The sequence below is a fragment of the Kribbella sp. NBC_00662 genome (assembly GCF_041430295.1).
Taxonomy (GTDB): domain Bacteria; phylum Actinomycetota; class Actinomycetes; order Propionibacteriales; family Kribbellaceae; genus Kribbella.
Window position 1 is genome coordinate 6,611,909 of the sequence record NZ_CP109029.1, and the last position, 25,652, is coordinate 6,637,560.

Here is a 25,652-nt window from a genome sequence, read left to right on the forward strand (position 1 = left end):
CCGCTCACTCGCCGCGTAGGTGGCGGGCATACCAGTCGGGCTCGGGGGTTGCGGGGGTGAGGTGGATGCGGGTGTCGACGGCGAAGGCGCCGGACGGGGACGCGACCAACGGGTTGATATCCAACTCGGCCAGTTCTGGGACCTGGTTCGCCAGCCAGGCGATCCGGTGGATGACGTCGAGGACCGCTTCCTGGTCGGCGGCTTCGGCGCCGCGGTAGCCGGCCAGCAGAGGCGCGCAGCGCAGTGAGCGCAGCATTTCCAGCGCGTCGAGATCGGTCAGCGGCAGGCCGCGCCACTGACGATCGGCCAGTACGTCGGTAAGAACGCCGCCACTGCCCGCCATCACCAACGGGCCGAACAGCCGATCCCGGACCACTCCGACGACCAACTCGGTCCCGCTCGGCGCCATCGCCTGTACGAGGACCTGCGGGTCGTCCGCGGCGGTCGTGACGTCGTCGTACGCCTTCCCCAGCTGTACTGCGTTCGTAAGCCCGACGCGCACCCCACCGATATCGGTCTTGTGCACGACACCGGGCGCGGCTGTCTTCAGCGCCACCGGATACTCTGCCGCGGCCGCGATCGCCTCAGCTCGGGTCCGCGCGGTCGCGACCGGGATCATCCGCACGCCGGCACATTGCAGGAGCACGCCGACCTGCTGCGGGTCGAGCCAGCCGCCGTCAGGGTTCCGCTGAAGGAAATGCCGGACGACGACACGGGCTCCCGACGGATCCACCTGAGGCAGATCGGGTACGACGCCTTGCGGCCGCGCCCGCCACTCGGCATACCGGACGGCATGGGCGACGGCGCGGACGGCGCTCTCCGGGAACGGGTACACCGGCAGCCGGCGACCGTCCGCCAGCGCGACCTCCGGTGCGGCATGGGTCGATCCGACACAGTTCACGACGATCGGCAGGTCGGCCTGATCCGACCCGGCCGCGATCGCGGCGTAGATGTCGTCCACGTTGCCGGCCCGCGTCACGGCGTAGTTCACGACGACACAGTCCACCTCGCCGCTCGCCACGATCTCCTTCAGCGCCTGCGTGAGGCTCGCGGGAGACGCGGCCGCGCCGAGATCGACCGGGTTGCCACAACCCACCGCTCCGATGGCCGCGAGGTGCTCTTGAATAGCCGGCGTCAGCTCCGGCAGCTCCAACTCGAGTCGCGCCGCAGCGTCCGCGGCGAGGATCCCGGCACCGCCTGCGTTTCCGATGACAGCCAGCCGACGGCCTCGTGGCAACGGGGGTACGGCGAGCACGCGGGCCGTCTCGACGAGTTCCTCGACGGTTTCCATCCGGAGTACGCCGGACTGCTCGAACAGCGCGTCGACGGCGGTCTCTGGTGTTGCCGCGGCCGCGGTGTGCGAGACACCGGCCCGGCGGCCACCGGGCGAGCGGCCACCCTTCACGACCAGGATCGGCTTGGTCCGCCCGATCATCCGGGCCAGACCGCCGAACTTGCGCGGGTTCCCGAACGACTCCAGATACAGACCGATCACCGCGGTTCGTTGGTCGCCCCACCAGTGCAGCAGCACATCGTTGCCGCTGACATCGACCTTGTTGCCGAGGGAAACGAACTCCGAGATCCCCAGCCCGGTCCGGCCGGCATGTTCGAGTACGGCGATGCCGACCGCGCCGGACTGCGCCGCGAGGGCAAGCGTTCCGGGCATCGGCGACACCTCGGCGAACGTCGCGTTCAGGCTCACTTCCGGGGCGGTGTTCACCAGCCCGAGACAGTTCGGCCCGATCAGCCGGATGCTGTGCCGGCGGGCAACCGTCAGCATCTCCCGCTGCAGCTCGCGGCCCGCCTGTCCCAGCTCCGAGAACCCAGCTGTCAGCACAACCGCACCGCCGACACCGCACGCACCGCACTCCGCCAGGACGTCGAGCACCTGCTCGGTGGGTACCGCGAGCACGGCCAGGTCCACAGTCCGCGGCACCGCTGAGATCGACGAGTACGCCGGCTCGCCCGCGATCTGTGCAGCGTGCGGGTTCACGGCGTACACCGAACCAGTGAAGCCGCCCTTGACGATGTTGAGCAGCAGCTCGTGCCCGATCCCACCGGGCTTGCGGCCGGCACCGATCACGGCGATCGTCTGCGGCGAGAAAAGCCGCTGCAGCGAGCGGTTCTCGGCCGCCCGCTCGCGATCGGCCATCCGCTCCAAGGTCGCCGGGTGGTACGCCGTGTCGAGCACCAGCTCGACCACGCCGCTCTCGAGCTTGCGGACCTGCTCGAAGCCCGAGTCGGCCAGCACCCGCAACATCTTGGCGTTCTCCCCCAGCGTGTCGGCGCGCAGTCGTTCGATGCCGTTCTCCCGGGCCGTTGCCGCGAGCTGCTCGAGCAGCAGCGTGCCGATGCCGCGACCATGGACCGAGTCCTGCAACAGGAAGGCCATCTCGGCCTCACCGGTGCGCAGGGCTTCGTAACTCGCGATGCCGACCACCTGGCCGCCGTACTCCGCGACCAGTGCGACATGTCCGCCCGGCTCCGCCGTCAGGTGGTGGGTGTAGTCGTCGGCCATGGCGCGATTCATGCCGAAGAACCGCAGATACATCGACTCGTCCGACACGCGCTGGTTCATCGCGGTCAGGGCTGGTTCGTCGTCCCCACGCGCCGGCCGGATCCGCACCACCGTCCCGTCGGCGGCCAGCACGTCCCAACCGGCCCCCATCGGTGAACCCGGTCGCTCGATCGCTGTCATGGCAGCTCCTTCCGACACTCCACCAGCCCACCCGACACCGCTCCCCCGGGCCAGTGCCGTTGGTCCTGGTCCACAGGACCTTCGCCTCTAGGCCCTGACCGCCATCAACCGCGACACTGAGGACGGTGCACGAGCTCACCGGCGGAGGGGGCCGGCATGACCGGGAAACGAGTTGTAGTCGGAATCGATGGCCGGCCGGACTGTGAGAACGCGATCCGGTGGGGAGCGATCGAGGCCGCCGCGCGAGGAGCGGATCTGCAGCTGGTGCATGCGTTCGTGTGGGCAGAGTTCCGGGTGCCGGTCGGCCCCAGTGACCTCGCGCCCGGGCTTCGTGCGCAGGCTGATCAGATCATCGCGGACGCCGTCGAACTCGCGCGGACGTTCGAGCCGGCGGTGCCTGTGACCGGGAAGCGGGTAGACGGCTTCCCGTCCGCCGTCCTGCTGGCTGAGTCCGCGGACGCGGAGTTGGTGGTGATCGGCAGCCGGGTCACCGGGCGTCTGCTCGGGCTGATAGTCAGCTCCGCGGGCATCGAGTTGTCTGCGAACGCGCGCTGCCCGGTTGTCGTCGTACGGCCGACCGACGACTCGCTCGCCGGCAACGAGGTGGTGATCGGGTACGACGGCTCGCGGGCCGCCGGCGCCGCTGTCGAGTTCGGGCTCGACCACGCGCGCCGGCATCAGCTCGCGGCCCGGATCGTCGCCGTCCTGGACGAAGATGAGGACGACGACCACAATCTCCTGGCCGGGCTTCGGCCCTACGCCGGTGACGCGGACATCGTCGAGGTGACCGGTCACCCGTCGGAGCTGCTGCTCGAATGGGCTGCCGACGCCCAACTCCTGGTCGTCGGCTCGCGTGGTCGGGGCGGGTTCGCCGGGCTGCTGCTCGGTTCGGTGAGCCAGACCATGCTGCACCAGGCGCCGTGCCCGGTGGCGGTCATCCCGCCCGCCGCGATCGAACGGCCCGCATAACCGGGTCCTTCGGCACTGCATCCGGCGTCGGCGCGGATGGTGTGCTGGAGATGGACCGAAGGAGGTTGTGATGTCGAAGAAGGTATTGGTTGCCTACGCCAGCAAGATGGGCGCGACCGCCGACATTGCCCAAGCGATCGGCGCCGAACTGCGAACACACGGGCACAACGTCGACGTTCTCGATGTCGCGAGCGTCATCGACCTCACGCCGTACGACGCGGTCGTGTTGGGGAGCGCCCTGTACATCCGCCGCTGGCGGCGGGAGGCCGTGCGGTTCCTGCGGCACCACGTCGACGAGCTCCGTGCGCGTCAGGTCTGGCTGTTCCACAGCGGCCCTGTCGGCCCGGACAAGGACCAGGAGCAGGACATGCCGCCGACGGTCCGGCACCTGGCCCACGAGATCGGCGCGACCCCGGCCGTGACATTCCCCGGCCGCCTCGAAAAAGCCACTGCAAAAGGCTTCCTGGCCCGCCACCTCGCCACCGGCAACCTCGCCGGCGACTCCCGCGACTGGGCCATGATCCGCCGCTGGTCCGACGACATCAACGCCGCCCTCGAGGCCACGGAACGCAGCACCTGGCACCGCCCGTCGACCAAACCTCCAGCGGGCCACTTCCTGGGCTGAGGCGCCGTTAGCTTTGCGGATGCTTCTTCGTGTGCTCGATGGCGAAGACGGCGGCCTCGGTGCGGCGCTCGAGGTTGAGTTTGCGGAGCAGGGACGAGACGTAGTTCTTGACGGTCTTCTCGGCCAGGTAGAGCGACTGGGCGATCTGCCGGTTTGTCTTGCCCTCGGCGATCTCGGCGAGGATGCGGCGTTCCTGCTCGGTCAACGACGCATACCGCGGGTCCTCGGCCTCGGCCGGGTGCCGGAGGCGGTCCAGAACCTTGACGGTCATTGCGGGGTCCAGGAGCGACTCACCGGCGGCAAGACGGCGTACGGCGTCGACCAGGGCCTGGCCGTGGATCTGCTTCAGCAGGTACCCGGCAGCGCCGGCCATGATCGCGGTGAACAGCGCCTCGTCGTCGGAGAACGACGTCAGCATCAGGCAGGCCGGCGGCTCGTCCATCTGCGAGCGGACCTCTCGGCACACTGTGATGCCGTCGCCGTCAGGCAGCCGCACATCGAGCACGGCGACATCCGGCCGTACGGCGGGGATCCGCGCGATCGCCTCCGCCGCGGTCGAAGCGTCACCGACCACCTCGATGTCGGGTTCCGCGTCGAGCAGCTGGTGCAGACCCAGCCGGACCACCTCGTGGTCGTCGAGCAGGAACACCTTGATCGTCATGACCGTCTCCTTCGGCTTCACGCCGTACCCACCCGGCCGGCGCCCCGGTCCAGCATCCCGCTCCCCTCACGGTACGCACCAGGGACCTCGGTCCCGGAACCGGCGGGACCTTCGGCGGGGCGTCTTCAGATGTCCAGGTCGTGTTCGCGGAGGCGAGCGCGGGCTTCGTCGAAGTCTTCCCGGGTCATCTCGCCGGCGGCGAACCGGCGTTCGAGGATGTCCAGTGGCGACGGCAGGCTGGGCGGAGGTTGACGGCGCGGCTGCCTGATCACCCGCACCGCCGCCCACGCCGCGCCGCCGGCCACGAGGGCCCACAGCACGAGTACGGTCACCGACCAGAACGCGGCTCCTGCCGCTGAGTGCATCATCGGTCCGGTCCCTTCAGGCGACCTTCACGGCGCCGGTCAGCAACCGGCCGAGCTCGGCGCCCCAGTTCTGCGCGCGCTCGACTTCGACGTCCCGGACCGGCCCCGTCGTCTCGTTCACGAAGAAGCTCTCCGACGTTGTCAGCGGCCGGAATCCCATCCGGCGCAAGAGCTTCGCCGCCGACCGCGCCGCCGAGCCCGGCAACCGCCGTACCTTGGCGATCCGGGTGTCGAACGTCGCCACCCGCGGACCGGATCCGGTCGGCGGCTGCAGGACGCCCAGCCACTCGCGGATGCCGACCTCGATCGGCATCACCACATCGCCCTGCTTCCAGGCCTCCTGCCGGGTGGACAGCCGGCTCATCGAGAACGCATGCGTCGGGCCGCCGACAACCAGCAGCCGCACGTCCTCGGGCAGCACGCCCGGCGCCCGGTTCACCGGCATCGTCTCAGCCGCGACGTACTGCCGCAGCCCGTCGCGGATCGCCCGCGCGATCCGCTCGGTGTTGCCGAACATCGACTCGTAAACGATCAGTGCTCGAACGTTCTCGGTCATGACTCTCCTCCGATCAGTACGTCGGTCCGACGATCTGCCTGCACGGCCTCGGCCAGGTGGTGCGGGACGACCGCGACCGGACACGTCATCGCAGCCATCGAACGCCGCGCCACCGGGTCGATGGGCAGCGCGCCGCTGTGTGCGCCGACGACGACCAGGCCGACGTCGCCGCTCTCGTGCACCAGCGCCGCGGCCGGCTGCCGGCTGCTGAGGAACCGCGTGACCCGCACGTCCGGGAACCGGCTCGTCCACGGCGCGAGGTTCTCCGACAAGATGTGGTCGGCGCGGCTGATCCACGAGCAATCCGGGTCCTCGTCGGAGAAGGCGCGCTCGGCCGGCACGCCGGCGTGGACAACGATCAGGTCGGCCTCCCGGCCGGCCGCGACACCGAAGGCGAACTCCAGCGCCTCCGCGGACAGCGCCGTACCATCGATGCCGACGGCAACCTTCCGGTCCAGCAGCGACGGCTTCCACGACAGCGGTACGACGACCACCGGGCATCCGGCCCGGGCCGCCAGCGTGAGGTTGGTCTGGGTGTGCACGAGCCGTTGCGGGCCGCGGCTGCGGGACCGCCGAATCACCAGCATCCGGGCCTTCCGCGCCGCATGGGCGAGAACCCGCAGCCGGGAACCTTCCTCGGTGATTCCGGCCAGTTCGATCCCGTACCCGTCGCGGTGCCGCACGTGCGCCACCGCGGCACGCACGGCCGCGTCCGCCTGCTCGGCCGGGGACTTGGGCGCGTACCCCGGTGTCATCGGCGAGTACGAGCCGTGCGCGGAGTACGGCGCCACGAGCACCAGCTCCGCACCCACCCGGAGTGCTTCGGCGGACGCGTAGTCCACCACGCGGAGGTTCTCCGCGCTGCCGTCGACTTCGACCACCACGGGTCCGGTCCGGTTCCAGTCACTCATCTTTCTCACCTCGGAGTCACATCGGTACGACGGCCAGCGGGCAGACCGCGTGGTGCAGTACGCCGCGGGTCACGGATCCGGCGAGCAGAGCTGCCAGCCGGGTGTGATGGTGGGTTCCGACGACCAGGAGCTGGGCGTCGGACTGTTCAGCCGTGGTGACGATCCCGTCGACCGCGTGTCCGCGCCTGATATCGATCTGGATCGTCATGTCGGGGTACTTCTGACGCCACTCGGCGGCCACGTTCTCGAAGTGCCGCTGGGCGTTCTCGGCCCACTCCGCGCTGATGCCGGCGCTGTTCATCGCGTCCCAGCTGTAGACAGCCGGGAGATCCCAGACGTGCACGATGCGGACCGGCAGTCTTCGCTCGACGGCCGCAGCGATCGCGAATTCCATCACCGCGGCGTTACTGTCCGAATCGTCGAGAGCCACCAGCACCGGGCCGGAGTGGTCGGCCGGTTTCCAGTACTCCGGGACGATGACGACCGGGACGGTCAGATGCGCGACGACCGCCTCCGAGGTGGAGCCGATCAGCATTCGCCTGAACGTCCCCATCCCCCGGCGGCCGACGACCAGCATCCGGCCGTCCGCGGCAGCCTCGGTCAGGGTCCGGGCCGGCGGCCCGACGATCAGCTCGGCCCCGTGGTCGAGATCGCCCGGGCTCTCGTCCAGGTGTTTCTGGACCTCGTTGACGAGCTCCATCGCGGCATCGTCGATGAGATCAGGTTCCCATCCGGGGACGTACCGGACCTTGTCGTCGATCACGTGCACCACCTGGAGGGGCTCTTGCCGGAGCAACGACTCCTGCAGGGCCCACTCCAGGGCACCGGTGTCTCGCCAGGAGCCGTCGACTCCCACGTGGATGACCGGTTTGGTCGTCATCTCGCTCATCCTCAACTCAGCCACGGGTACTTGCGGACGAACGCGAGACCGGTCCACCACTTGCCGAACCCCCACACGTTGCCAGCAGCAACGAGCGCGAGAACCACGATGGTGATGGCGCCGAGGATGTGCTCGTCCAGCACCGGGTTGTTCTCCGGCGGCAGGTTGGCCGACCACATCAGCAGGTACAGGACGGCACCGCTGACTGCCGCGATCCGCATGCCGATGCCGACGGTCAGAGCCAGACCGATGCCGGCCAGGCCGACCATGAACAGCGGGCTGACCCACCAGTCACCGACCAGCGACTGGTAGAAGTCGGCCAGCGGGCCGCTGGTCCCCTTGCCCAGGAATCCGGCCGTCGGGTCGCCGCCGTCGATCCAGCCCTTGCCGGACGGGGTGGCGTAGCCGAGGCCGAACAGCTTGTCGACGAAGGCCCACAAGAACGTGAGGCCGAACGCGATCCGCAGTACGCCGAGCGCACGCCCGGCGGCCGTGGTGATGATCGGGTGCCGATCACCGTCGGGCTCCAGCACTGGAGCCGGCAAGTGCTTCCGGTGCGTCGTGGTGGTCATGGTGTCGTCCTTTCACTCGATTCCGACACCTCGATCGTCCGATCTCACGGCCACGACGGTCAGAGCCGTTCTCACCCCACTCACGGGAGCCGAAGGGCCTGCCGGTCCCGGGACGTATGCCGCTGTCGCTCGCTCGGGACCGAAGCGAGGCTGGATGGGAGGAGGTATCCGATGCTGACGAAGGACGAGGTAGACATCCTGCTCACGGCCGCGACACACGCGCCGTCGATGCACAACACGCAACCCTGGCGATTCGAGGTGCACGAGCCGGTGGTCGACGTACTGCTCGACAAGGAGCGCACGCTCGACGTCGCCGACCCGGCCGGCCGGGCGGCCCGGATCGGGATCGGCGCCGCCGCCTTCAACATCCGGGTGGCCGCGGCTGTGCTCGGGTACAAGTCGCGCCTGGTGGCGGATCCGGACCCGGCCCGCCCCGACGTCGTCGCCCGGTTGTTCTTGGGCGGTCGCAAGACACCGGTCCCCGGGCTCGGCCGCATGTACGGCGCGGTGTCCCAGCGGCACACGTACCGCGGGCCGCTGCTCGACCAGCCCATCCCAGCGCGGGTCCGCGACCGGCTCGACGAGGCGGCCCGGATCGAAGGCGCACAGCTGCACTGGCTCGGTCCGTGGGCGACCTCGCGGCTGGCCGAACTGCTACGGCAGACCGACACCGCGGATCTGGCCGACGAGGACCGGCTGCACGAGCGGCTGCGCTGGATCGGCGGCGATCGCTCAGGTGACGGCGTCCAGGACAGCGCCCTCGGGCCGGCCCCGGCACGCCCGGCCGTCGTCCGCGATCTGTCCCTCGGATTCGAGAGTCCGCACCGCGGTCAGGCCGTCTACGAGACGCAGCCGGCCATCGCGATCCTCAGCACGCGCGCGGAGGACGCCGTCGGCTGGGTCCACGCCGGTGCAGCACTCCAGCGAGTGCTGTTGACCGCGACGTCGTACGACCTGACGGCCTCGTTCGTCAATCAGGTGCTCGAACGCCCGGAGACCCGCATCCAGGTCCGGGAGCTGATCTGCGGCCGGTACTGGCCGCAGATGGTGATCCGGATCGGCTACCCCGCCCAGCCTGCCGGCCACACGTCCCGGCTGGACTGGCACGACTCCTTCGACCAATGGTTCTGAACGCACAGGAGGGCAACAGCATGTCGACACAGACGCTCCCGATCGTGGTTGGGTACGACGGCTCGCCGGGCAGCGTGTCCGCGCTGCACTGGGCCGCCGCCGCGGCAGACCGCCTGTTGGCGCCGCTACGCATCGTCGAGGCCTTCGAGATCGTCATCGTGACGCGCCCGGCGCCCGGGCACGTCGTACCGCTCGAAGCGCTGCGAACCGCTCGGCAGAAAGGTCTCGACGAGGTGGCGGCCGGCGTCCGGCAGAAGTACGCCGGTGTGCGGGTCGAGACCAACCTCGTCGGTGGCTCGGCTCCGAAGACCTTGATCGACGCGGCCCGGGACGCCCGGCTCGTGGTGCTCGGATCACGCGGCCTCGGCGGATGGAGCGGACTCCTGGTCGGCTCTGTTGCCGTCCAGGTGACGACGCACGCGGAGTGCCCGGTCGTCGTCGTCCCGCACGACGAGCAGCCGCACGGCGAGGAAGGCCCGACGGTCGTGGTCGGCATCGACGGGTCGAAGGATTCGGCCCGGGCGATCGACTTCGCGTTCGACCAGGCCGACGCCCTCCACGGCGAGGTCGTCGCCGTGCACGCCTGGACCAGCCCGTTCCTGACCTACGCCGACGGTGCCTCGATGCTGCAGTTCGACGACGAGAAGATCCGCGAGGAGTCGCGGCTGCTGGTAGCCGAATCCGTGGCCGGCGCCGCGGCGGATCACCCGGACGTCAAGTGGACGACCGAGCTCTCCCCAGGCTCCGCCGCCCCGGCCCTGGTACGGCGTTCGGCATCCGCGGACCTGGTCGTCGTCGGCTCCCGCGGCCGCGGCGGCTTCACCGGGCTCCTACTCGGCTCCGTCAGCCAGAGCGTCCTGCACCACAGCCATTGCCCGATCGCCATCGTCCGTTGAGCGCGATCTTCAGCGCGCCCTGGACACGGCGTGATTGGACGAGAGCCCGGGAGGTTCGCATGTCCACCACATCGCACGTACTGGTTGGGATCGACGGATCCCGCGACGGTCTGATCGCTCTGACCTGGGCAGCGTCGTACGCGACGCTGCACCATGCGCCGTTGCACGCCGCATACGTCGTCGACGACGAACAGCAGCCACTCGCCGGCCCGCCGTCCGCTCTTCCGGACGACGGCAGTGAGGTGCTCGACGACGCACTCCAGGAGCTCTCTCGCATCGGATTCCGATCCGCGACCCTGGAGGTCCTGCACGGGCATCCGGCCAAAGTTCTGCTCGAGCTGTCCGAACACTCCCAGGCTCTGGTCGTCGGCCGCCGTGGCATGGGCGGCTTCGCCGAGCTCGTCCTCGGGTCCACCTCCCAGGCGTGTACGGCGCTCGCCACCCAGGTCCCGCTGATCGTCGTCCCGGATACATGGGATCCTGCCGCGCCGGCCCGGGGACGGATCGTCGTCGGCATCGACGGATCGCTGGAGGGCCAGGACGCGCTCCGCTTCGGCTTCGAACTGGCACACCTGACCGGAGCCGAGATCCACGGCGTCCATGCGATCGAGGTCCGGGAGACCTACCCGGACCCCAACTCGTGGTTCGACCCGAGCCGCCAGCCATGTATCGAGCGCGCCGACGAACTGCTGACCCACACCCTCGACGGCTGGACGGCGAAGTACCCGGAGGTCCGCATCCAACAGCGCAGCGTCACCGACCATCCCGTCCTCGTCCTGGCCCGCGAGTCCCAGGACGCGGATCTCGTGGTGGTCGGTGGCGTGGGCCGGACCGCGTTCTCCGAACTGCGGATGGGCTCGGTGGCCCGCGGTCTGCTGTACCACTCGCACTGCCCGGTCGCCGTCGTACACCCGGAGAACTGAGGACACCGGCAACCTGACCAACCGATTCGCCCCACCGGACCGCGCTCAGGAGCGTGCGGCCCAGTTGTTCCAGCTGGCCTTGGCGCCGGAGTCGCCGATGCGGACTACGTCGTACACGGCGACGCCGGCGACGAGGACGGCGACGACGGTCAGGGCTGCGGTCAGGGCGTTCGACGTCGGCGCGAGGAAGTTGCGCTGCACCAGGCTGCGGCCGGTGCTCTCCCGTTGGCGCCACCAGAGGACGACCGCGAGTGTCGCGACGCCGACGGCCGCGTAGATCGCGGTGTCGCCGAGTTCGGCGTGCCGCTGGACGAGCGGGTTCGGCGCCACCCGGTGTTCGAGCCATTCGCCGGCGCTGGTGGTGATCGGCACGAGGACGACGACGAGCACCGACAGGATCGCGTTCGGGCCGGCGAGGCGACGTCTGGCCGCGGGCCACACTGCGGTCAGCGCCAGGAGGGCTGCCGAGAGCGGGAGCAGGACGACGACGGCGTGCACAAGGAGCACGTGGGCCGGGAGACCGTTGACTGTCTGCATCACTTTCCTTCGACTCGTTCCGGTTCGGAGCAGCCAGGCTGTCAGCGAGATCTTGGTGTTTTCTTGGAACGCCTCAGCCGCCTGTCCGGAAGTGCGCGGCGTCGAGCGCGGACTGCAGCGAACGGCGGTACCCGTCCGAGGTGAAGGTTGCCCCCGACACCGTGTCGATGGTGGCGCTCTGCGCGGCGATCGCCTCCTGCTCCAGCTGCGGCAGGGCGAACGAACTGATCTCACGGTCACGGCCGCCCGACGCGGGATACACCAACGCGGTCACTGCGGTCAGACGATGACTCCGGATCGTCGCCCGGACCTGCACCGGCCCGTACCGCGTGCCCTCCGACGTCCCGTTCACCGTCAGGTCGGTCGTCCCTGGTGCCGTGCTGACGACTCCCGGAGTTGCTGACGGCAACGACGAGCTCGACACCTGATTCCGGCTTGTCGGGAAGAGGAACAGGACGACGAGCAGTACGCCGGTTCCCCCACCCACCACGAGATTCCGCCGCAGGCGCTCGGAGTGACCGGTCATCGTGCACCGGCCCGATGCGCCGCGTCGAGCGCGGACTGCAAGGACTGGCGATATCCCTCCGAGGTGAACGTCGCTCCGGAGACGGTGTCGATCTGCGCGCTCTGCGCCGCCATCGTCTCCTGGTTCAGCTGCGGTACCGCGTAGCCGTTGATCTGATCGGTCTGGCCGTCGCCGCTCGGGTGCTGCAGGGTGTGTGCCTTGGTGATCCGTCCGCCGCGCACGCTCATCTCGACCTGCACCGGACCGTACTGCGTGTCGACCACGCCGCCCGCGACGACGACCGCAGCCGTGGGCGACACGGGCGCTGTCTGTCGAGACGTGGCCCTTGGTGACGTGCTCGATCGCGGAGAGGCCGTGGAGCTCGGACGGGTGGGCGGCGCCGTCCGGCTCCCGGCGCGGCTGGAAGGTGGCGAGCGCCGGGCAGACGTCTGCGCGGGTCGCTCGGTCGTGACCACCGCAGCCTGTCCGTCCGGCGAGTGTCCCTGCGCGCTCGCCCGCAAGGCGACCGCGACCACGGCTGTGGTCGCGACCGTCATCAACAGCTTGATACCGCGCCTCACGCACGTACTCCCTTCACCACGAGAACCGCTCCTGGTGCAACTGGTCGGCCGGTAGGCCGAGGTCGAGGACGGACCGGCACACCGCGTCCATCCACTGATCCGGTCCGCAGACGTACACGTCGTACTGCTCGATCCGTGGCACGAGCTGCCGGATCGCATCCTCGTCCGACCACGACCACGCACTCTCGGGCAACCACGAGTCCCGGGTCCGCATCCGGCCGCCGAGCAGGTAGTGCAGCGTGATGCCGCGGCGCCCGGCCAGCTGCTCGAGCTCCTCGCGGAACACCAGATCCTCTGCCCGGTGCGCGCGGTAGACCAGGATCGCGTTTCCCGGGCGGTACTCGAGCTCCTCCAGCAGCGCCCGCAACGGCGTGATACCGATGCCGCAGGCAAACATCGCGACCCGGTCGGTCACTCGCCGTTCCGCGGTCAGCCGGCCGTACGGTCCCTCGATCGCGACCCTCGTCCCCGGACGAAGCCGCGCAAGCCGGCTGCTGCCGTCGCCCGCGGCCTTGGCCGTCACCCGGAGCCGGTCCGGAGCCGGCGATGCGGACAACGAGTACGGATTGCCCCGCGACCACCCCGGACCGTCGAGGAAGCGGAACACGAAGTACTGCCCCGCACGCACCGGCATCCGGTGCAGTCCACGCCCGCCCAGCAGCACGGTGACCACACCTGGTCCCTCCCGGACCACCTCGCGCACCGTGAGCCCGTGCCGCAATGTCCGCCACAGCGGCAGCGCCAGCCGGTACAGCACGATCGCCGCGAGCGCCACGCCGTACGCCGACCACCAGTACGCCCGCGCGACCGCGGAGGTCGTGAAGCCCGCACCGGTCCAGATCTCGTGCGGTATGGACAGCCCGACGCCGATGTAGGCGTAGAGATGGAGCAGGTGCCACGACTCGTACCGCAGCGCCTTCCGCGCGGCCCTGACCGACGTCACCACGACCAACGTCAGCGCCGCACTGGCGGCGACCGCGAGCAGCATCCCGCCGTACGTCGTCACGACCGTCCAAGTTTCACGGAGCAGGTTGTTGTGGTCGCGCAGGGTGTAGCCGACGAGGATCAGGGCGATGTGCACGAGCAGGAGGTTGAACGACCAGAAACCGACCAGCCGGTGGCGGCGCGCCAGCTCGTCCTGGCCGTAGCTCCGCTCGATCATGGGGACGCGGGCCATCAAGAACACCTGCACCAGCAGCAGATCCGCCGCGACCAGCCCCGACAACCGTCCGAGCGACGTGAACAGGTCGGCCGGTCCACTCGCAAGCGACTGCAGGCCGCGTCCCGACACCCACAGCGCGATCACGACCAGCACGCTCACCCAGCACAGGACGCCGGCCACGTCGCGCCACCACACCGGCGTACGGCGTGGCCGGCGCCGGGCGTGCCCGATCCGCGACCGGCCGGGGGCCCGCACGGCACCGTGGTTCGTCATACTCCGACGATGCCCGCCGTTTCTTAGCCCTTCCTTGGACCGGACTCCTCGAGCGCGGGCAGCACCAGCTCGAACGTCGCCCCGACCTCGCTCGGAGCCAGCCGGAGCTGACCACCGAGCCGGTTCGCGACGTCGTGCGCGAGTGACAGTCCGAGGCCGTAGTGAGCGCGTCCCGCCCGGTGACCACCCGAGTCGAACCGCCGCAGCACCCGTTGCGCCGCGTCCGGAGCGATACCCGGGCCGGTGTCGCTGACCGCCAGGATCACGTCCCCGCGCTGACGCCGTACGACGATCCGCACCTCGCCGCCTCGCGGGGTGTGGTCGATCGCGTTGTCGACCAGCGCGATCGTGGCACGCCGGATCGCGCTGGGCGAACCGAGTGCGACCGCATGGTCACCCTCCCAGCGCAGCCGTACGCCGGCCTGCTCGGCGTGCGCGCCGGCCGTGTCGGCCACATCCTGCGCGACCCGGGCCAGATCGACCGGTTCGTGGTTCTCGGCGCCCCGCGGGTCGGCCGCCGCGAGCAGGTCGTCGACGACCTCGCCCAGTCGGCGCGTGTCGTCAACGACGCCGTCCGCATCGGACAGCACCTCCGCACTCGCGCCGCTACGGCGCAACGCCCGCCCGAGCACCTGGGCGCGTGTGCTCAACAAGGTGAGCGGAGTCCGCAGCTCATGCCCGGCGTCGGCGACGAACGCGCGCTGCAGTGTCAAGGCCTGCGCGAGCGGCCGCACGGCGCGACGCCCTATCAGCAGACCCAGCAAGGCAGCCAGCAGCAGACCCAGCGCGGCTGCGAACCCCATCGCCTGCAGCAGACGAACCCGCTCGGTGTGCGCCGTCGCCAGGTTCAGCACGGCCTGTACCGGCCTGCCCTTGATCAGACCGCTTGCGATGCGGTACTCCCCCTCGTCGTTCTCCACCGTCACCAACTCGATCTGTTCGGTGGCGCGGGTCCGCAGCGCCGCCAGCTCGGGCAGCAGCTCATCCGGGAGACCCGCCGACGCAACAGGTCCCGTCGGCCCCGTCATCACCAGCCACGCGCCGGCCGGCGGATCACCCACGTCATCGGCAGTTCTGACCGCCGACCGCAGCAGGTCGTCGGCCGCACCCGTCTGCCCGCGAACGACCACCACAGTGACCAGAGCGATCAGCAGCAGCATCGCCACGGCGACCAGCGCGGCGGCCTGTACGGCGACCCCGCGCGCGGCCCGTCGTACCAGCACCTCGTCTCCGACGGCGCGAGCGCTCACAGCTTGCCCAGCCGGTATCCGAGGCCTCGCACCGTGCTGATCACACCCCGCCCGAGCTTCCGCCGGCAGTAATGCACGTACGTGTCGACGACCGTCTCCGATTCCGCGTCGCCGAACACCCGGTCGAGCAGCTCGGACCGGCTGAACACCGCACCGGGCCGCGCCGCCAGCAGGGCGAGCAGGTCGGCCTCCCGCTCCGAGAGCTCCACGGTCTCGCCGTCGGTCCGGCGCACCGTCCGGCCGGCCAGATCGAGCGAACCACCCGGTACGGCGAGCTCGACCGCGTGATCGAGATGCCGCCGGAGCAGGGCCCGCACCCGGGCCAGCAACTCGGTCAGGTCGAACGGCTTCGTCAGGTAGTCCTCCGCCCCCGCGTCCAGACCCTCGACCCGGTCCTCGGTGGTCTTGCGTGCGGACAGCACCAGGATCGGCGTGCGGACACCGCGGCTCCGCAGCCGGGCGATCAGGTCCAGGCCCTCGACCGCGGGTAGGCCGCGGTCGACGATCATCGCGTCCACCGGACGCGTCAGCGCCAGGTGCAGTCCGGTGTGTCCGTCGCCGGCCCGCGTCACGGCGTACCCCTCGTCGGTGAGCACACGGTCCAGCAGCTCGGCCAGATCGGCGTCGTCCTCGATCAGCAGGATCCGCCCACTCACAGAGATCCCCAGCCGTCCGTCGCAAACAGGTTGCCGTCGGCAAGCACACCGAGACCCTCGTACCCGGGCAGCAGTACCGCGGGCCAGTCGTCCGCGGCGACGAAGGCGGCCGTCGCGAGCACGTCGGCGTACTCCAGCGACGGACCGGTGACCGACACCGACAGCCAGCGGGTCACCACCGCGGCACCGGTCCGCGGGTCGTACAGGTGAGCGCCGCGCGCCGCGGTCCCACTCGTCGCCACCGCTCCCCCGGCGCACGACACGCGCGCGACGACCCGGCCGGGGTCGCGCGGATCCTGGATGCCCACCGTGAACGGCTCGTTGCTCGGACACACCACGAGCACGTCACCACCGGCATTCAGGCACCAGTCCACGTCCTCGACCTTCCGGAGCCGTTCGCCGGCCCGCTCGACAGCCCATCCCTTCACCAGCCCCGACGGATCCCACTTGCCACCGGGCACCTCCGCATCGAACAGGCCACCGGTCAGCTCCCGAGCGGCCACACACCGCTCGGCGACCTCCCGCACCACCGGATCCAGATGATCCCAACTGACCGCACCCCGCGCCAGCAGGCTCACCGCACTGTCCGGCTTGTACGGCGAGAACACCCGATCGACCTCGATCAGCTCCGCGAACACCTCCCGCACCACGGCATCAGCCGCCTCACCGCCGGCCGCCTTCCCCCGCGCGAGCACACTGATCGGCAGCCCCATGATCTGCTCGACCCAACTCCGCCTCGACATACCGCCACCGTACGACGGTCACCGAACCAGGCCGGCCGGATCCCGCTCCACGGCCGCGGCGGGTCCGTCGTCGTCAACCCGCGTACGCCGATGCCGACGCGCGAGCGCGATCCCCACCGCCAGGGCAAGGAGGGTGACGAGCGCCGCCGCGATACCGGTCCACGGCGCCAGCGGGGTGTCCGACACGATCACCGGACGTGGCGGGAGCCCGGACGGCACGACCCAGGTCGTGGTCAGCACGGCCGGGCCGGGATGGTTGCGAACGGCCACGATCCGCAGCGGCAACGGCCCGGTCGCGTCGACGTCGACCGCGGCCTGCCAGCGGTCACCACCCTGCGCTTGTCCGGAACCGCGCCGCAGGACGACGCCGGAACTCGACCCGACGTCGGCGGTCACGGCCGTGATCGGGCCCGGCGAGGGACGCCGGCTGCTGACCAGGTCGACCAGCAGCAGACTCCGCCCGGGCTGGTTGGGCCCGAGCGACACCGTGACGAGCAGATCGTCCACCTGGTAGTTCGCACGTGACGTTGCCGGGTCAGTCTTGTCGAACTGCGGCCCACGTGCCGGCGGTGTCCCTGCGAGAACGACCGCGACCAGCAGGATGCTCACTCCCAGCAGGGGCGAGAGCGCCTGTGCCCGGGCCGATGGCGCCGTAACCGGACCGAATCGTCCCCGCAGCCAAGGGTGCAGCCTCGTCGCATGCCTCAGGCCGAACGCCATCAGCGCGCCGACAAGCACCAGCTTGACCAGCAACGCCCGCCCGTACGAGGTGCCGAGAGCGGCGTCCAGCGTGGCTACCTGACGACCAGCAAGAAGGAGACCCGTCACGGAGATCAGAGCGACCGAGCATGCGGCCGCCGGACCGAACGCCTTCCAGAGCCCGACGGTCAGGTCCCTCTGCTCGCGCAGCCGAGCCGTCAGGATCCCCAGCACGACAAGCCCGCCGACCCAACTCAGGGCGGCCGCCTCATGGGTCGCCAGCACCGCCAGGGAGGCCGGACCGCCACGTGCGTGGCTGGTCGCCGCTCGCAGCGCCAGATCCACCAGAAGCAGGCAGGCGAGAGTTGTGGTCCCAGCCAGATTCGTCCTGCCGTGACGCGCCTGCCGGACCAGGAGCACGCAGATGGCGACCAGGACCGCCTCGCGCAACGACCACCGCAGGAGCTGACCGGAGTCCCTGACCACGGCAAGGCCCGAGTCTGTCCCGGCGGCCTCCGACCACTGGCGCGCCCCCCGGGCGAGTGATGCGAACACCGAGAGCATTCCGAAGGCAGTTGCCAGTGCGCGGACCGAGGCGACCGGCTCCGCGGGCAGAGGGAATCTGCCACGGCGGGCCGCGATGGCGGCCACGAGGACCCAGCCGCAGAGAACGGATGTCGCGGCCAGATCGAGCCACCCGAGGACAACGTCGGCCACGGTGCCCGCCGGTCCGGTGACGGACTCCGCGGGCCGGCCGCTCGCCGTCGCCGCCAGTCCGACACCGAAGACCAGCGTTCCCTGCAGCCGGTGCAGGTCGTACTTCGACACCACACTCCAGCGCAGCTCGTAGACCGAGCGTGGCAGGTCGGGAAAGCCGGTGACCACGACGTGGATGCCCTGGTCGGCGATCCGGGCGGTCACCGGAAAGGCTTTGCCGTCCCGGTCGGACAAGGCGAGGTCGAGACCAGCGGCCGTAGGCGGTTCGGAGAACCAGAGATCGATCTGCTCCGGCGCCGTCCGGACCGTCTGCCCGTCCGTGGGCGTCGAGCGGAGCAGCACGGGATGAGCCGCCGCGACCCCGGCCTGGCCCAGCCACAGGATCGCGGCGACGACCAGCAGGAGCAGCAGCTTCGCCGCCCTGCCCCGGCGATGTCCCGCCCGGCTCATGCCCACGGTCCCCCCTCGGACACAACAGTGCTGCAGGCGACGATCCCGCACGTCGGCGTGCCCGCGGCGGCAGATGACGGAACTCTCATCTGGTTGTCACCCGCTGCCGATCCGGCGATTCGGGCTTCCCTCCGGCGTCCGTCGCGGTCAGTATGTGCTTGGGGCCTCGGGGGAGAATCCGGACAGCGCGCCGCGAGATGGCGGGCCTGGGGGGAACATGACAACTGTGTTGGTGATCGACGACGAACCCGAGGTGGTCCGCTTCGTACGCCGCGGCCTCGAGGCCGAGGGCTACCAAGTGCTGACCGCGACGGACGGCGGTGACGGCCTGCGAATGGCACTCACCCGACGGCCGGACCTGATGGTGGTCGACCTGCGGATGCCCGAGGTCGACGGCGAGGCGGTGATCGCCGCGGTCCTGGTCAGCAGCCCGGCGACCCGGGTCCTGGTGCTGTCGGCGGTGGCCGACGCGGACGCGCGGGTCCGTTGCCTGGAGCAAGGTGTCGACATCCTGCCGAAGCCGTTCACGATCCGGGAGTTGCTGGCCCGGGTCCGGTTCGGTCTGCGCGGTGCGGCCGGCAAGACGACCGAGGAGCTCGTTCTGCGGGTCGGCCGGATCGTGCTCGACATCCGGACCCGCCGGCTTCGGGTGGACGGCAGCGAAGCGGCGCTGTCGGAGCGCGAGTTCCTGCTCATGCAGCACCTGATGCGCAAACCCGACACGGTCTGCTCGCGCAGCGAGTTGCTGTCCGCGGTCTGGGGCTACGACTTCGATCCCGCGACGAACGTCGTCGACGTCTACGTCCGGCGGCTGCGCGGCAAGATGACCCGCGACGTGATCCAGACAGTGCGCAATGTCGGCTATCAGCTTCAGAGCGCGTGACACCGCCGCGGCCCGCACGGTCCGCAGCGCCGACGCCCAGCTGAGTCCGCGGTGGCATCGGGTCGCCGACGGTCTGCTCGCCGTGTTCGTACTGGCCATGCTGGCGCTGATGAATCTGATGATCGAGCGCGAGGTGATCCCGTACCACCTGTTGTTCCTCGGTCTCACGCTGGTCTACGGATTCCGCGTCTGGCCGTTGCTGCCGACCCTGGTGGTCACGTTCCTCGTCACCGTGGCCACCGGCTGGATCCTGGTCGTCCACCAACTGCAGGACGGCAGCAGCCGTGCTGAGTTCGCGGAGATCCCGCTGATGCCGTTGCTGTTCCTGGCGATGGTCTGGCACGCGCGCCGGCGCAAGGCCGCGCAGGACCAGGTCGAGCTGATGTCGGAGGAACGGCTGGCCATCTTCGAGCGTGAGCGTGACTTCTTCCGCGAGGCCTCGCACGCGATGCGGACTCCGGTGACCATCGCGGTCGGACATCTCGAGCTCCTCGAACCGGCGGTCGACACTGCGGAGTCCGCCGAGGACTACGCGATCGTCCTGCGGCAGATGGACCGGTTGTCGGCGTTGTCCACACGGCTGCTCGCACTCGCCAAACTCGACACCGGCCGGGCCCTGCGCTACCTCGACGTCGAGCTCGGGGAGTTCCTCGAAACCGTGGCGCGGAACTGGCGCGAGAGCGCCGACCGGGACTGGGCCTTCGAACTGCCGACGGTCCCCCAGATCGTCGAGGCCGACCGGGCCTGGCTCGAGCTCGCTCTCGACGCACTGATCGAGAACGCGGTGCACTTCACCGCGCCCGGCGACCGGATCCGGCTCGCGTACGAGCGGTCCGGGCGCTGGCACGTGCTCAGCGTCGCCGATGCCGGGCCGGGGATCCGGGCCGGGGACCTGCCGCACGTCTTCGAGCGCTTCTGGCACCGGCGTCCGCCGTCGGCGGCGCCGATGGGCAGCGGTCTCGGGCTGGCGATGGCGCAGGCCACCGCCCAGGCCCACGGCGGCCGGATCGTCGCCGGACGGGCACCCGAGGGCGGCGCACTGTTCCAGGTGCTGCTGCCGGTCACGAGGGACGCGGACCCCACGTCCGGCTGAGCGCCGATCACAGTACCGGCGCATGGCGCAGGGTGAGATCGCCGAGCTGGACAGTCGCCTTCTCACCATGGCGTAACGCGCCCTTGGTGTTCTGGTAGACGAGGTAGTAGGTCTGGCCGGCCCGCAGGGTGTGGCCCTGCTTCATCACCGAGATCCGCTTGGTGCCGCCGTCGCGTGCCTCACTCAGCAGCTCCGGCGGGTGCTGTACGTCGGACTGGAAGCGGCCGGCCTTCTCACTGTCCAGGACCACGTAGGTCAGTGTGATCAGCCCGCCGTCGCCGACGACCGCGATCCGGCTGAAGCGGACGCCGTACTGCTGCTCGATCGTGGAGCTCTGCGGGAACGATCCGGGATCACCGGACGCCGGCCAGAGCTTGAGGCCGACGAGCACGCCAACGACCAGCGCCACCGCCAGCACCGCGCTCAGCACCACCAGTCGATTGACTCCTGCCGGCCGCCCGCCAGGCTGCCGGATTGTTGCTTCGAGCATCTGATTCCCTCCCGAGAAGCGAAGCCGGGGCCCGGTGGGGACGGGCCCCGGCTTCTGGGGTGCTACGGCATCGTGTACCTGGTCGAGTTGAAGGTGTCGAAGTACGCCTGCCCGGCCGAACTGGCACTCATCCCGGCCGAGACCCCGAGCCAGGCGGTCTCGATCCGGAGCGTGCTGGTGTTGCCGGTCTGCAGCGAACGGCTCACCCCGTCGACCAGCAGCCGCAGTGACCCGGCCAAACCACCCGTCGCCGGCCCGGAGGTCCAGTCGACCTGCAGGGTGTGGTTGCCCGGCGTGAGCGTGACCCAGGCTCCGGTCAACGTCCCGGCTCCGCTGCGGTCGAGGATCGTACGCACCTGCGCGGATCCCGCGGTGAAGCGGTACTCGACCGCGAACACCTGGCCGTTGGCGCCGGTCCGGCCCTGCAACAGGCTCAGCGCCGTGTTCGCGTTGGTCCCGGACGTCAGCGTGTTCCGGTTGAAGACGAACCGTGCGTGGTACGACGTCTCCGCCGTCGGCGTGTTGTCGGTCAGGTAGCCGGCACCGGGCAGGGTGACCTGCAGCCCGCGCAAGCTGCCGGGCTCCAGCGGGCCCGGTCGCGCCGCCGTAGTCGTGTTGGCCACACCACCGGTGCTGCCGCTCCAGAAGCCGAACCCGCCGGACTCGAAGTCGTCCGAGAAGATCCGGTTCGGCCGCTGCACCGACACCGCCGTGCTGACCGGCTTGCTCCAGTTGCCTGCCAGGTCCTGCACCCGCAGGTTGAAGACCTGGTTGCCCGGCGCCACCGTGGTCAGCGGAACGGTCACCTGGACCTTGCCCGCGACCACGCTGACGGGCACCGAGATGCCCTTGCCGACACCCGGATCGGTGCCGCCCAGCCAGTACTCCGCCTTCGCGATCAGCGAAGCATCCGTCACCGGTGCGGTCAGCGTCAGGTTGTCCGCGCCGTTCGTCGGGTTCGGTGCGGCGGTCAGCGCGCCCAGCACGGGCGCGGTCTTGTCGACCACCAGGTTCACCGCGAACAACGCACCCCAGTTGCCGGCCGCGTCCTGACCCCGGACGTAGACGTGATGGGTGCCATCGGCAAGCGCCTTCACCTGCGTGAGCGGGATCAGCCCGTAGAACGCCTCACCGGTGGAGTCGAGCTTGCCGTCCACCGGCAGCATCTGCAGGCCGGTCCCTCCTGGCGGGTTCGGGACTGTCGGGTCGAGGAACGCCTCGGCGTCCACGAGCCGGCTCTGCAACGCGCCGCCCGCGTCCTTGTCGGTGATCTCGGCGGAGATCAGCAGGTTGCCCGGGTGGCTCTTGTCGGCGAGCACCGCGTTGGTCGGGTTCGGGCCGACCGCCGCCGCGTCGACCGCGGGGCCGGTGACGTCGATCGGCAGGGGGATGTCGAGCAGCGGCCCCCAGAGACCGAGCGAGTCCTTGCTGTGCACCAGCACGTGATGCGTTCCCTCGGTGAGAGCCTGCAGCACCGCCACGGACAGGTCGACGTCCTCGGAGACCACGGTCGCACTGCGGTTCAGCGTCAGCGCCGTCCCGCTGCCGTCCGTCCCTGGTGTGTCGAGGAAGTACTCGGCCGCACTGATCAGGCCGCCCGCGTCCGAGTCGTCACCGGTCGCGGACACCGTCACCGGCACCGTCGCGTTGGCGGGTACGTCGGCGATCGTGCCGTTGATCGTCTGCGGTCCGGTCTTCGGCAGGTTCAGGATGACCGAGCCGACCACGCCCCAGTTGCCCGCGGCATCGAGAGCCCGGACGAACACCGTGTGCCGGCCGGCGTCGAGCGCGGCCAGCATCGCGGTCGTGATGGTGCCGGTCGCTCCGGTCACGCTCACGCCGCCGGCCGGCAGGCTCATCGGCGTACCGAAGCCGGGTCCGACGGTGACCGCGTCGTCGATCACGAACTCCGCCTGCGTCACCGCGGAGCCACCGGTCGTCGCGTCACTGAGGTCGGCCGTCACCGTCACCGCAACCAGTCCGGTCGCCGGGTTCGGCGCCAGCCGGAGATGCGTCGACACCGGGCCGACGCCGTCGGTGCTCGGCGGCGGCGCGTTCGTGTCCAGGAAGGTCAGCATGCCGCCGAAGGCGAACTGCGCCGGATCGGCGGTGTGCTGCCCGTTGTTGTCGAGATGCCGGGCGGGCTCGTACAGCGTCAGCTTCGCCTCGGGCCCGGTCGGCATCGTCACCAGAGTGTCCAGTGTCTGCCCCGGGTCGACGCTCTCCGCGGCGACCGTGGTCGCGTAGTGGAGCGGATGGCCGCCCTGCGCGATCTCGGTCTGCAGTCCGCCGAGCACGGTCATCGGATGCGTCATCGAACCGACGTTCACGTACCGCAGCAGCACATTGTGCCCCTGGTCGGTGGCCACCGGGTCGGTGGCCGGGAACGGCTTGCCGTTGATCAGCCGGTACTTCGGCGCGAACTTGCGCAGGTCGAAACCGGCCGGGTTCGCGTTGAAGGCCGGGTCGACCTCGCTCAGCACCACGACCGCGTCGTCGTCGTACTGGCCGGCCGGGTAACCCGCCGGTTGGGCGCCGTACGCCGTGCCGTCGGGCGGAAGGACGACGAACGCGCCGGCCAGACCCATCGCGACCTGGCGGGAGCCGTCCGTCGTGTGGCCGGCCTCGTACAGGAAGGTTCCGGGGCGGCCGGCCGTGAACGTGTACGCCTTGGTGCCCGTGGCGATGCCGGTGGTGTCCTCACCGCCGGACGGCAGGGGCTGCCCGGGGAACGCCAGCGAGACTGTCTGGCCTGCGAGCTGGTTGTGCAAGGTGACGGTCACCTGGTCGCCCTGGTGGACGACGAGCAGGGGGCCGGGAGCGGTCGCCGATCCGGCCGCGCCGGTGGCGGAGAAGCCCCAGATCGGGACAGTGGCCCCGAGCAGGGACGTCGTACCGGCCATCGCGTAGAGATCGCAGGCGGCCGTGCCGGTGCCGAAGGTGCAGCCGCGCGGCGTGAGCTTGCCCACGGCAACAGATGTGTGCGCCGGCGCCTGTGGGACCGCGGCCGCGGCCGCAACGGCAGGAACCGGGGTCAGCGAGGCGGTGGCGAGCGCCGTGGCCGCGACGCCGACGGTGCCGATCCGACGGGCGATCCGAAGTCTGTTCGTCATCGTCGTGTCCTCACTGGCTCTCACAGCCGGCGGGCGGGTCGATGCGGAAGACCGTCATCATGCCGCCGAAGGCTGCCCCGTAGTTGGTCGCCTGCTCGAGCGCGTGGCTGTGAGCGATGTGGTAGTACTCGCCGCACTCGTTGTTCTGTGTCAGGTTCGACGGCACCGGGTTCTTGGTACCGAGGTAGCCGCTCTCCGAGAACCAGGTGTCCGGGCCGACCAGCAACTGGTCGGTGATCGCCGGGATCTGGGTCGGGATCGGGTTCGTGGTCGCGTTCCAATGCTCGACGTCACGCCAGTCCATCAGCACGTCGAGGCTCTGTCCCGGTCCGACGTCGAGGTCGTACTTCAGGTACGACAGGTCCTGCCCGGCCGGTCCCTGCAGCGGATGACCGTCCCGGTTCACGACTCGTTCGTCGCTGCCGTGCGGGTGGAACGGGTAGTTCACACTGCCGGCGTTCAAGTAACGGATCGTCGCCGGGAGCGGGTTGGTGGCCGAGTCGTACGGCTTGATGTGCACCAGCGCGCCGTACGGCTGACCGGGGAGCCAGGGCGCGTTGTTCGGCGCCAGGGTGTCCGGCATGCTGCGTCCGTTGATCATGAAGTACCGCGACTTCGAGGCGTTCACGTCGACGGGCTGGTTCCGCTCGACCGCCAGATGGACGTCGGGGTCGACCTCGGACAGCAGGTACACGTACTCCTTGCCGTTGGCGAAGGCGGAGTCGGCCCGGTCGTTGACCTGGTTCGGATGACCGGCCGGCCGGACCACGAGTGCACCGTACAGCCCCATCTGGAGCTGCTTGTCGACGTCGGTGCCGGTCTCGTACAGATAGCTGCCGGGGCTGCCGGCGGTGAAGGTGTAGGTCACCGACCCGTCGGTCGCGGCCGCCGGCTGCACCAGTGAGGTCAGCGAGCCCCCGGAGTCGAACTGCGGTTGCGCGGGGTTGCCGTTCGCCTTCACGGCAACCTGACCCGGGAACACGATTGACGTTGCCTCCGGCAACGTGTTGTGCAGGATCACGGTCACCGGCCGGCCGGACTCGACACACAGCACCGGACCGGGCAGCTGGAAGCCCCGCTTGCTGTTGCCGTAGCTCCACATGTAGATCGAGTTGCCGTCGGGTGTCGAGATGTAGCCGGCGCTCGCGGTCAGCGAGAACGTCTGGTTCGGATCGGTGTCGCAGAGCAGGCCCTCCGACATCTCCGCGGCGTCGGCCTGGGTACGCACCACCACCGGTGTGACCACCAGCAGGGCGGCCGCGGTCAGCGCCAGCAGCCGTTGGAGTGTGAGTCGTCTCATCGGATCATCGCCC

25 protein-coding genes are annotated in these 25,652 nt (G+C 70.1%); 7 read left to right on the forward strand and 18 right to left on the reverse strand.

The window, feature by feature from the left end:
- Window positions 1–4: 4 nt before the first annotated feature.
- Entirely contained in the window at window positions 5–2,698 is a 2,694-nt protein-coding gene (locus OHA10_RS32755) for a GNAT family N-acetyltransferase (RefSeq protein WP_371402627.1), read from the reverse strand.
- Window positions 2,699–2,854: 156 nt separating this feature from the next.
- Here OHA10_RS32755 and OHA10_RS32760 point away from each other — a divergent pair, with 156 nt between their 5' ends.
- Window positions 2,855–3,667, forward strand: coding sequence for a universal stress protein (locus OHA10_RS32760; RefSeq protein ID WP_371402628.1), 813 nt, complete (start codon window positions 2,855–2,857; stop codon window positions 3,665–3,667).
- 70 nt (window positions 3,668–3,737) lie between these two features.
- Window positions 3,738–4,292, forward strand: a complete 555-nt coding sequence (locus tag OHA10_RS32765; protein WP_371402629.1) for a flavodoxin domain-containing protein — start codon at window positions 3,738–3,740, stop codon at window positions 4,290–4,292.
- A 7-nt stretch (window positions 4,293–4,299) separates the two neighbouring features.
- On the opposite strand, the gene OHA10_RS32770 is transcribed toward OHA10_RS32765, so the two are convergent.
- The 6 genes from OHA10_RS32770 to OHA10_RS32795 all read right to left on the reverse strand — a co-directional run bounded on the left by OHA10_RS32770 (window position 4,300) and on the right by OHA10_RS32795 (window position 8,237).
- Entirely contained in the window at window positions 4,300–4,953 is a 654-nt protein-coding gene (locus OHA10_RS32770; RefSeq protein ID WP_371402630.1) for a response regulator, read from the reverse strand.
- A 125-nt stretch (window positions 4,954–5,078) separates the two neighbouring features.
- On the reverse strand, window positions 5,079–5,321 hold the full coding sequence (locus OHA10_RS32775) for an SHOCT domain-containing protein (RefSeq protein WP_371402631.1): 243 nt from the start codon (window positions 5,319–5,321) through the stop codon (window positions 5,079–5,081).
- Between the two features lie 13 nt (window positions 5,322–5,334).
- Entirely contained in the window at window positions 5,335–5,874 is a 540-nt protein-coding gene (locus OHA10_RS32780) for a flavodoxin family protein (protein WP_371402632.1), read from the reverse strand.
- The gene (locus OHA10_RS32785; RefSeq protein WP_371402633.1) at window positions 5,871–6,785 is read right to left on the reverse strand and encodes a universal stress protein; all 915 of its coding nucleotides are present in this window, start codon (window positions 6,783–6,785) and stop codon (window positions 5,871–5,873) included. The genes OHA10_RS32780 and OHA10_RS32785 overlap by 4 nt, the downstream gene beginning before the upstream one ends.
- A gap of 16 nt (window positions 6,786–6,801) precedes the next feature.
- A complete protein-coding gene (locus OHA10_RS32790; RefSeq protein WP_371402634.1) occupies window positions 6,802–7,665 on the reverse strand; it encodes a universal stress protein in 864 nt (287 codons plus the stop codon).
- Window positions 7,666–7,676: 11 nt separating this feature from the next.
- The gene (locus OHA10_RS32795; RefSeq protein WP_371402635.1) at window positions 7,677–8,237 is read right to left on the reverse strand and encodes a hypothetical protein; all 561 of its coding nucleotides are present in this window, start codon (window positions 8,235–8,237) and stop codon (window positions 7,677–7,679) included.
- 171 nt (window positions 8,238–8,408) lie between these two features.
- On the opposite strand from OHA10_RS32795, the gene OHA10_RS32800 reads away from it, so the two are divergent.
- The 3 genes from OHA10_RS32800 to OHA10_RS32810 are packed head-to-tail and all read left to right on the forward strand — an operon-like array spanning window position 8,409 to window position 11,187.
- Window positions 8,409–9,368, forward strand: coding sequence for a nitroreductase family protein (locus OHA10_RS32800; protein WP_371402636.1), 960 nt, complete (start codon window positions 8,409–8,411; stop codon window positions 9,366–9,368).
- A 20-nt stretch (window positions 9,369–9,388) separates the two neighbouring features.
- A complete protein-coding gene (locus tag OHA10_RS32805) occupies window positions 9,389–10,264 on the forward strand; it encodes a universal stress protein (protein WP_371402637.1) in 876 nt (291 codons plus the stop codon).
- Window positions 10,265–10,323: 59 nt separating this feature from the next.
- Window positions 10,324–11,187 carry a universal stress protein gene (locus OHA10_RS32810; RefSeq protein ID WP_371402638.1) on the forward strand — a complete coding sequence of 288 codons (864 nt, stop codon included), beginning with the start codon at window positions 10,324–10,326 and terminating at the stop codon, window positions 11,185–11,187.
- 45 nt (window positions 11,188–11,232) lie between these two features.
- On the opposite strand, the gene OHA10_RS32815 is transcribed toward OHA10_RS32810, so the two are convergent.
- From OHA10_RS32815 to OHA10_RS32850, 8 genes are all read right to left on the reverse strand, one after another.
- Window positions 11,233–11,724: a DUF2231 domain-containing protein gene (locus tag OHA10_RS32815; protein ID WP_371402639.1), complete on the reverse strand. Its 492-nt coding sequence runs from the start codon at window positions 11,722–11,724 to the stop codon at window positions 11,233–11,235.
- A gap of 73 nt (window positions 11,725–11,797) precedes the next feature.
- On the reverse strand, window positions 11,798–12,250 hold the full coding sequence (locus OHA10_RS32820; protein ID WP_371402640.1) for an FMN-binding protein: 453 nt from the start codon (window positions 12,248–12,250) through the stop codon (window positions 11,798–11,800).
- The gene (locus OHA10_RS32825) at window positions 12,247–12,549 is read right to left on the reverse strand and encodes an FMN-binding protein (protein ID WP_371402641.1); all 303 of its coding nucleotides are present in this window, start codon (window positions 12,547–12,549) and stop codon (window positions 12,247–12,249) included. Before OHA10_RS32825 ends, OHA10_RS32820 begins: the two co-directional genes overlap by 4 nt.
- Before the next feature lie 274 nt (window positions 12,550–12,823).
- Window positions 12,824–14,245 carry a ferric reductase-like transmembrane domain-containing protein gene (locus OHA10_RS32830; RefSeq protein WP_371402642.1) on the reverse strand — a complete coding sequence of 474 codons (1,422 nt, stop codon included), beginning with the start codon at window positions 14,243–14,245 and terminating at the stop codon, window positions 12,824–12,826.
- A 23-nt stretch (window positions 14,246–14,268) separates the two neighbouring features.
- Window positions 14,269–15,495 (reverse strand): sensor histidine kinase, encoded by a 1,227-nt coding sequence (locus OHA10_RS32835; protein WP_371402643.1) that lies wholly within the window; start codon window positions 15,493–15,495, stop codon window positions 14,269–14,271.
- Window positions 15,492–16,151 (reverse strand): response regulator transcription factor, encoded by a 660-nt coding sequence (locus OHA10_RS32840; protein ID WP_371402644.1) that lies wholly within the window; start codon window positions 16,149–16,151, stop codon window positions 15,492–15,494. The genes OHA10_RS32835 and OHA10_RS32840 overlap by 4 nt, the downstream gene beginning before the upstream one ends.
- The gene (locus OHA10_RS32845; protein ID WP_371402645.1) at window positions 16,148–16,894 is read right to left on the reverse strand and encodes an FAD:protein FMN transferase; all 747 of its coding nucleotides are present in this window, start codon (window positions 16,892–16,894) and stop codon (window positions 16,148–16,150) included. The genes OHA10_RS32840 and OHA10_RS32845 overlap by 4 nt, the downstream gene beginning before the upstream one ends.
- Window positions 16,895–16,912: 18 nt before the next feature.
- Window positions 16,913–18,760 carry a copper resistance CopC/CopD family protein gene (locus OHA10_RS32850; protein ID WP_371402646.1) on the reverse strand — a complete coding sequence of 616 codons (1,848 nt, stop codon included), beginning with the start codon at window positions 18,758–18,760 and terminating at the stop codon, window positions 16,913–16,915.
- Between the two features lie 217 nt (window positions 18,761–18,977).
- Between OHA10_RS32850 and OHA10_RS32855 the strand changes: the two genes are divergently transcribed.
- Window positions 18,978–19,643, forward strand: coding sequence for a response regulator transcription factor (locus OHA10_RS32855; RefSeq protein WP_371402647.1), 666 nt, complete (start codon window positions 18,978–18,980; stop codon window positions 19,641–19,643).
- The gene (locus OHA10_RS32860) at window positions 19,615–20,736 is read left to right on the forward strand and encodes a sensor histidine kinase (protein WP_371402648.1); all 1,122 of its coding nucleotides are present in this window, start codon (window positions 19,615–19,617) and stop codon (window positions 20,734–20,736) included. The genes OHA10_RS32855 and OHA10_RS32860 overlap by 29 nt, the downstream gene beginning before the upstream one ends.
- A 7-nt stretch (window positions 20,737–20,743) precedes the next feature.
- Here the strand turns inward: OHA10_RS32860 and OHA10_RS32865 are convergent, their stop codons facing one another.
- The 3 genes from OHA10_RS32865 to OHA10_RS32875 form a co-directional block, all read right to left on the reverse strand.
- The gene (locus OHA10_RS32865; protein ID WP_371402649.1) at window positions 20,744–21,226 is read right to left on the reverse strand and encodes a hypothetical protein; all 483 of its coding nucleotides are present in this window, start codon (window positions 21,224–21,226) and stop codon (window positions 20,744–20,746) included.
- A gap of 62 nt (window positions 21,227–21,288) precedes the next feature.
- On the reverse strand, window positions 21,289–24,339 hold the full coding sequence (locus tag OHA10_RS32870) for a multicopper oxidase domain-containing protein (protein ID WP_371402650.1): 3,051 nt from the start codon (window positions 24,337–24,339) through the stop codon (window positions 21,289–21,291).
- A 10-nt stretch (window positions 24,340–24,349) separates the two neighbouring features.
- Entirely contained in the window at window positions 24,350–25,639 is a 1,290-nt protein-coding gene (locus tag OHA10_RS32875; protein WP_371402651.1) for a multicopper oxidase domain-containing protein, read from the reverse strand.
- Window positions 25,640–25,652 lie beyond the last annotated feature (13 nt).

Excerpts from the sequence above, each read along its gene's own strand:
- OHA10_RS32870 (WP_371402650.1), bottom strand. The coding sequence starts at position 24,339 with ATGACGAACAGACTTCGGATCGCCCGTCGGATCGGCACCGTCGGCGTC.
- OHA10_RS32830 (WP_371402642.1), bottom strand. The coding sequence starts at position 14,245 with ATGACGAACCACGGTGCCGTGCGGGCCCCCGGCCGGTCGCGGATCGGG.
- OHA10_RS32765 (WP_371402629.1), top strand. The coding sequence starts at position 3,738 with ATGTCGAAGAAGGTATTGGTTGCCTACGCCAGCAAGATGGGCGCGACC.
- OHA10_RS32820 (WP_371402640.1), bottom strand. The coding sequence starts at position 12,250 with ATGACCGGTCACTCCGAGCGCCTGCGGCGGAATCTCGTGGTGGGTGGG.
- OHA10_RS32845 (WP_371402645.1), bottom strand. The coding sequence starts at position 16,894 with ATGTCGAGGCGGAGTTGGGTCGAGCAGATCATGGGGCTGCCGATCAGT.
- OHA10_RS32775 (WP_371402631.1), bottom strand. The coding sequence starts at position 5,321 with ATGATGCACTCAGCGGCAGGAGCCGCGTTCTGGTCGGTGACCGTACTC.
- OHA10_RS32780 (WP_371402632.1), bottom strand. The coding sequence starts at position 5,874 with ATGACCGAGAACGTTCGAGCACTGATCGTTTACGAGTCGATGTTCGGC.
- OHA10_RS32815 (WP_371402639.1), bottom strand. The coding sequence starts at position 11,724 with ATGCAGACAGTCAACGGTCTCCCGGCCCACGTGCTCCTTGTGCACGCC.
- OHA10_RS32770 (WP_371402630.1), bottom strand. The coding sequence starts at position 4,953 with ATGACGATCAAGGTGTTCCTGCTCGACGACCACGAGGTGGTCCGGCTG.
- OHA10_RS32860 (WP_371402648.1), top strand. The coding sequence starts at position 19,615 with ATGTCGGCTATCAGCTTCAGAGCGCGTGACACCGCCGCGGCCCGCACG.
- OHA10_RS32790 (WP_371402634.1), bottom strand. The coding sequence starts at position 7,665 with ATGACGACCAAACCGGTCATCCACGTGGGAGTCGACGGCTCCTGGCGA.
- OHA10_RS32795 (WP_371402635.1), bottom strand. The coding sequence starts at position 8,237 with ATGACCACCACGACGCACCGGAAGCACTTGCCGGCTCCAGTGCTGGAG.
- OHA10_RS32810 (WP_371402638.1), top strand. The coding sequence starts at position 10,324 with ATGTCCACCACATCGCACGTACTGGTTGGGATCGACGGATCCCGCGAC.
- OHA10_RS32755 (WP_371402627.1), bottom strand. The coding sequence starts at position 2,698 with ATGACAGCGATCGAGCGACCGGGTTCACCGATGGGGGCCGGTTGGGAC.
- OHA10_RS32855 (WP_371402647.1), top strand. The coding sequence starts at position 18,978 with ATGACAACTGTGTTGGTGATCGACGACGAACCCGAGGTGGTCCGCTTC.
- OHA10_RS32875 (WP_371402651.1), bottom strand. The coding sequence starts at position 25,639 with ATGAGACGACTCACACTCCAACGGCTGCTGGCGCTGACCGCGGCCGCC.
- OHA10_RS32800 (WP_371402636.1), top strand. The coding sequence starts at position 8,409 with ATGCTGACGAAGGACGAGGTAGACATCCTGCTCACGGCCGCGACACAC.
- OHA10_RS32760 (WP_371402628.1), top strand. The coding sequence starts at position 2,855 with ATGACCGGGAAACGAGTTGTAGTCGGAATCGATGGCCGGCCGGACTGT.
- OHA10_RS32805 (WP_371402637.1), top strand. The coding sequence starts at position 9,389 with ATGTCGACACAGACGCTCCCGATCGTGGTTGGGTACGACGGCTCGCCG.
- OHA10_RS32850 (WP_371402646.1), bottom strand. The coding sequence starts at position 18,760 with ATGAGCCGGGCGGGACATCGCCGGGGCAGGGCGGCGAAGCTGCTGCTC.
- OHA10_RS32785 (WP_371402633.1), bottom strand. The coding sequence starts at position 6,785 with ATGAGTGACTGGAACCGGACCGGACCCGTGGTGGTCGAAGTCGACGGC.
- OHA10_RS32865 (WP_371402649.1), bottom strand. The coding sequence starts at position 21,226 with ATGCTCGAAGCAACAATCCGGCAGCCTGGCGGGCGGCCGGCAGGAGTC.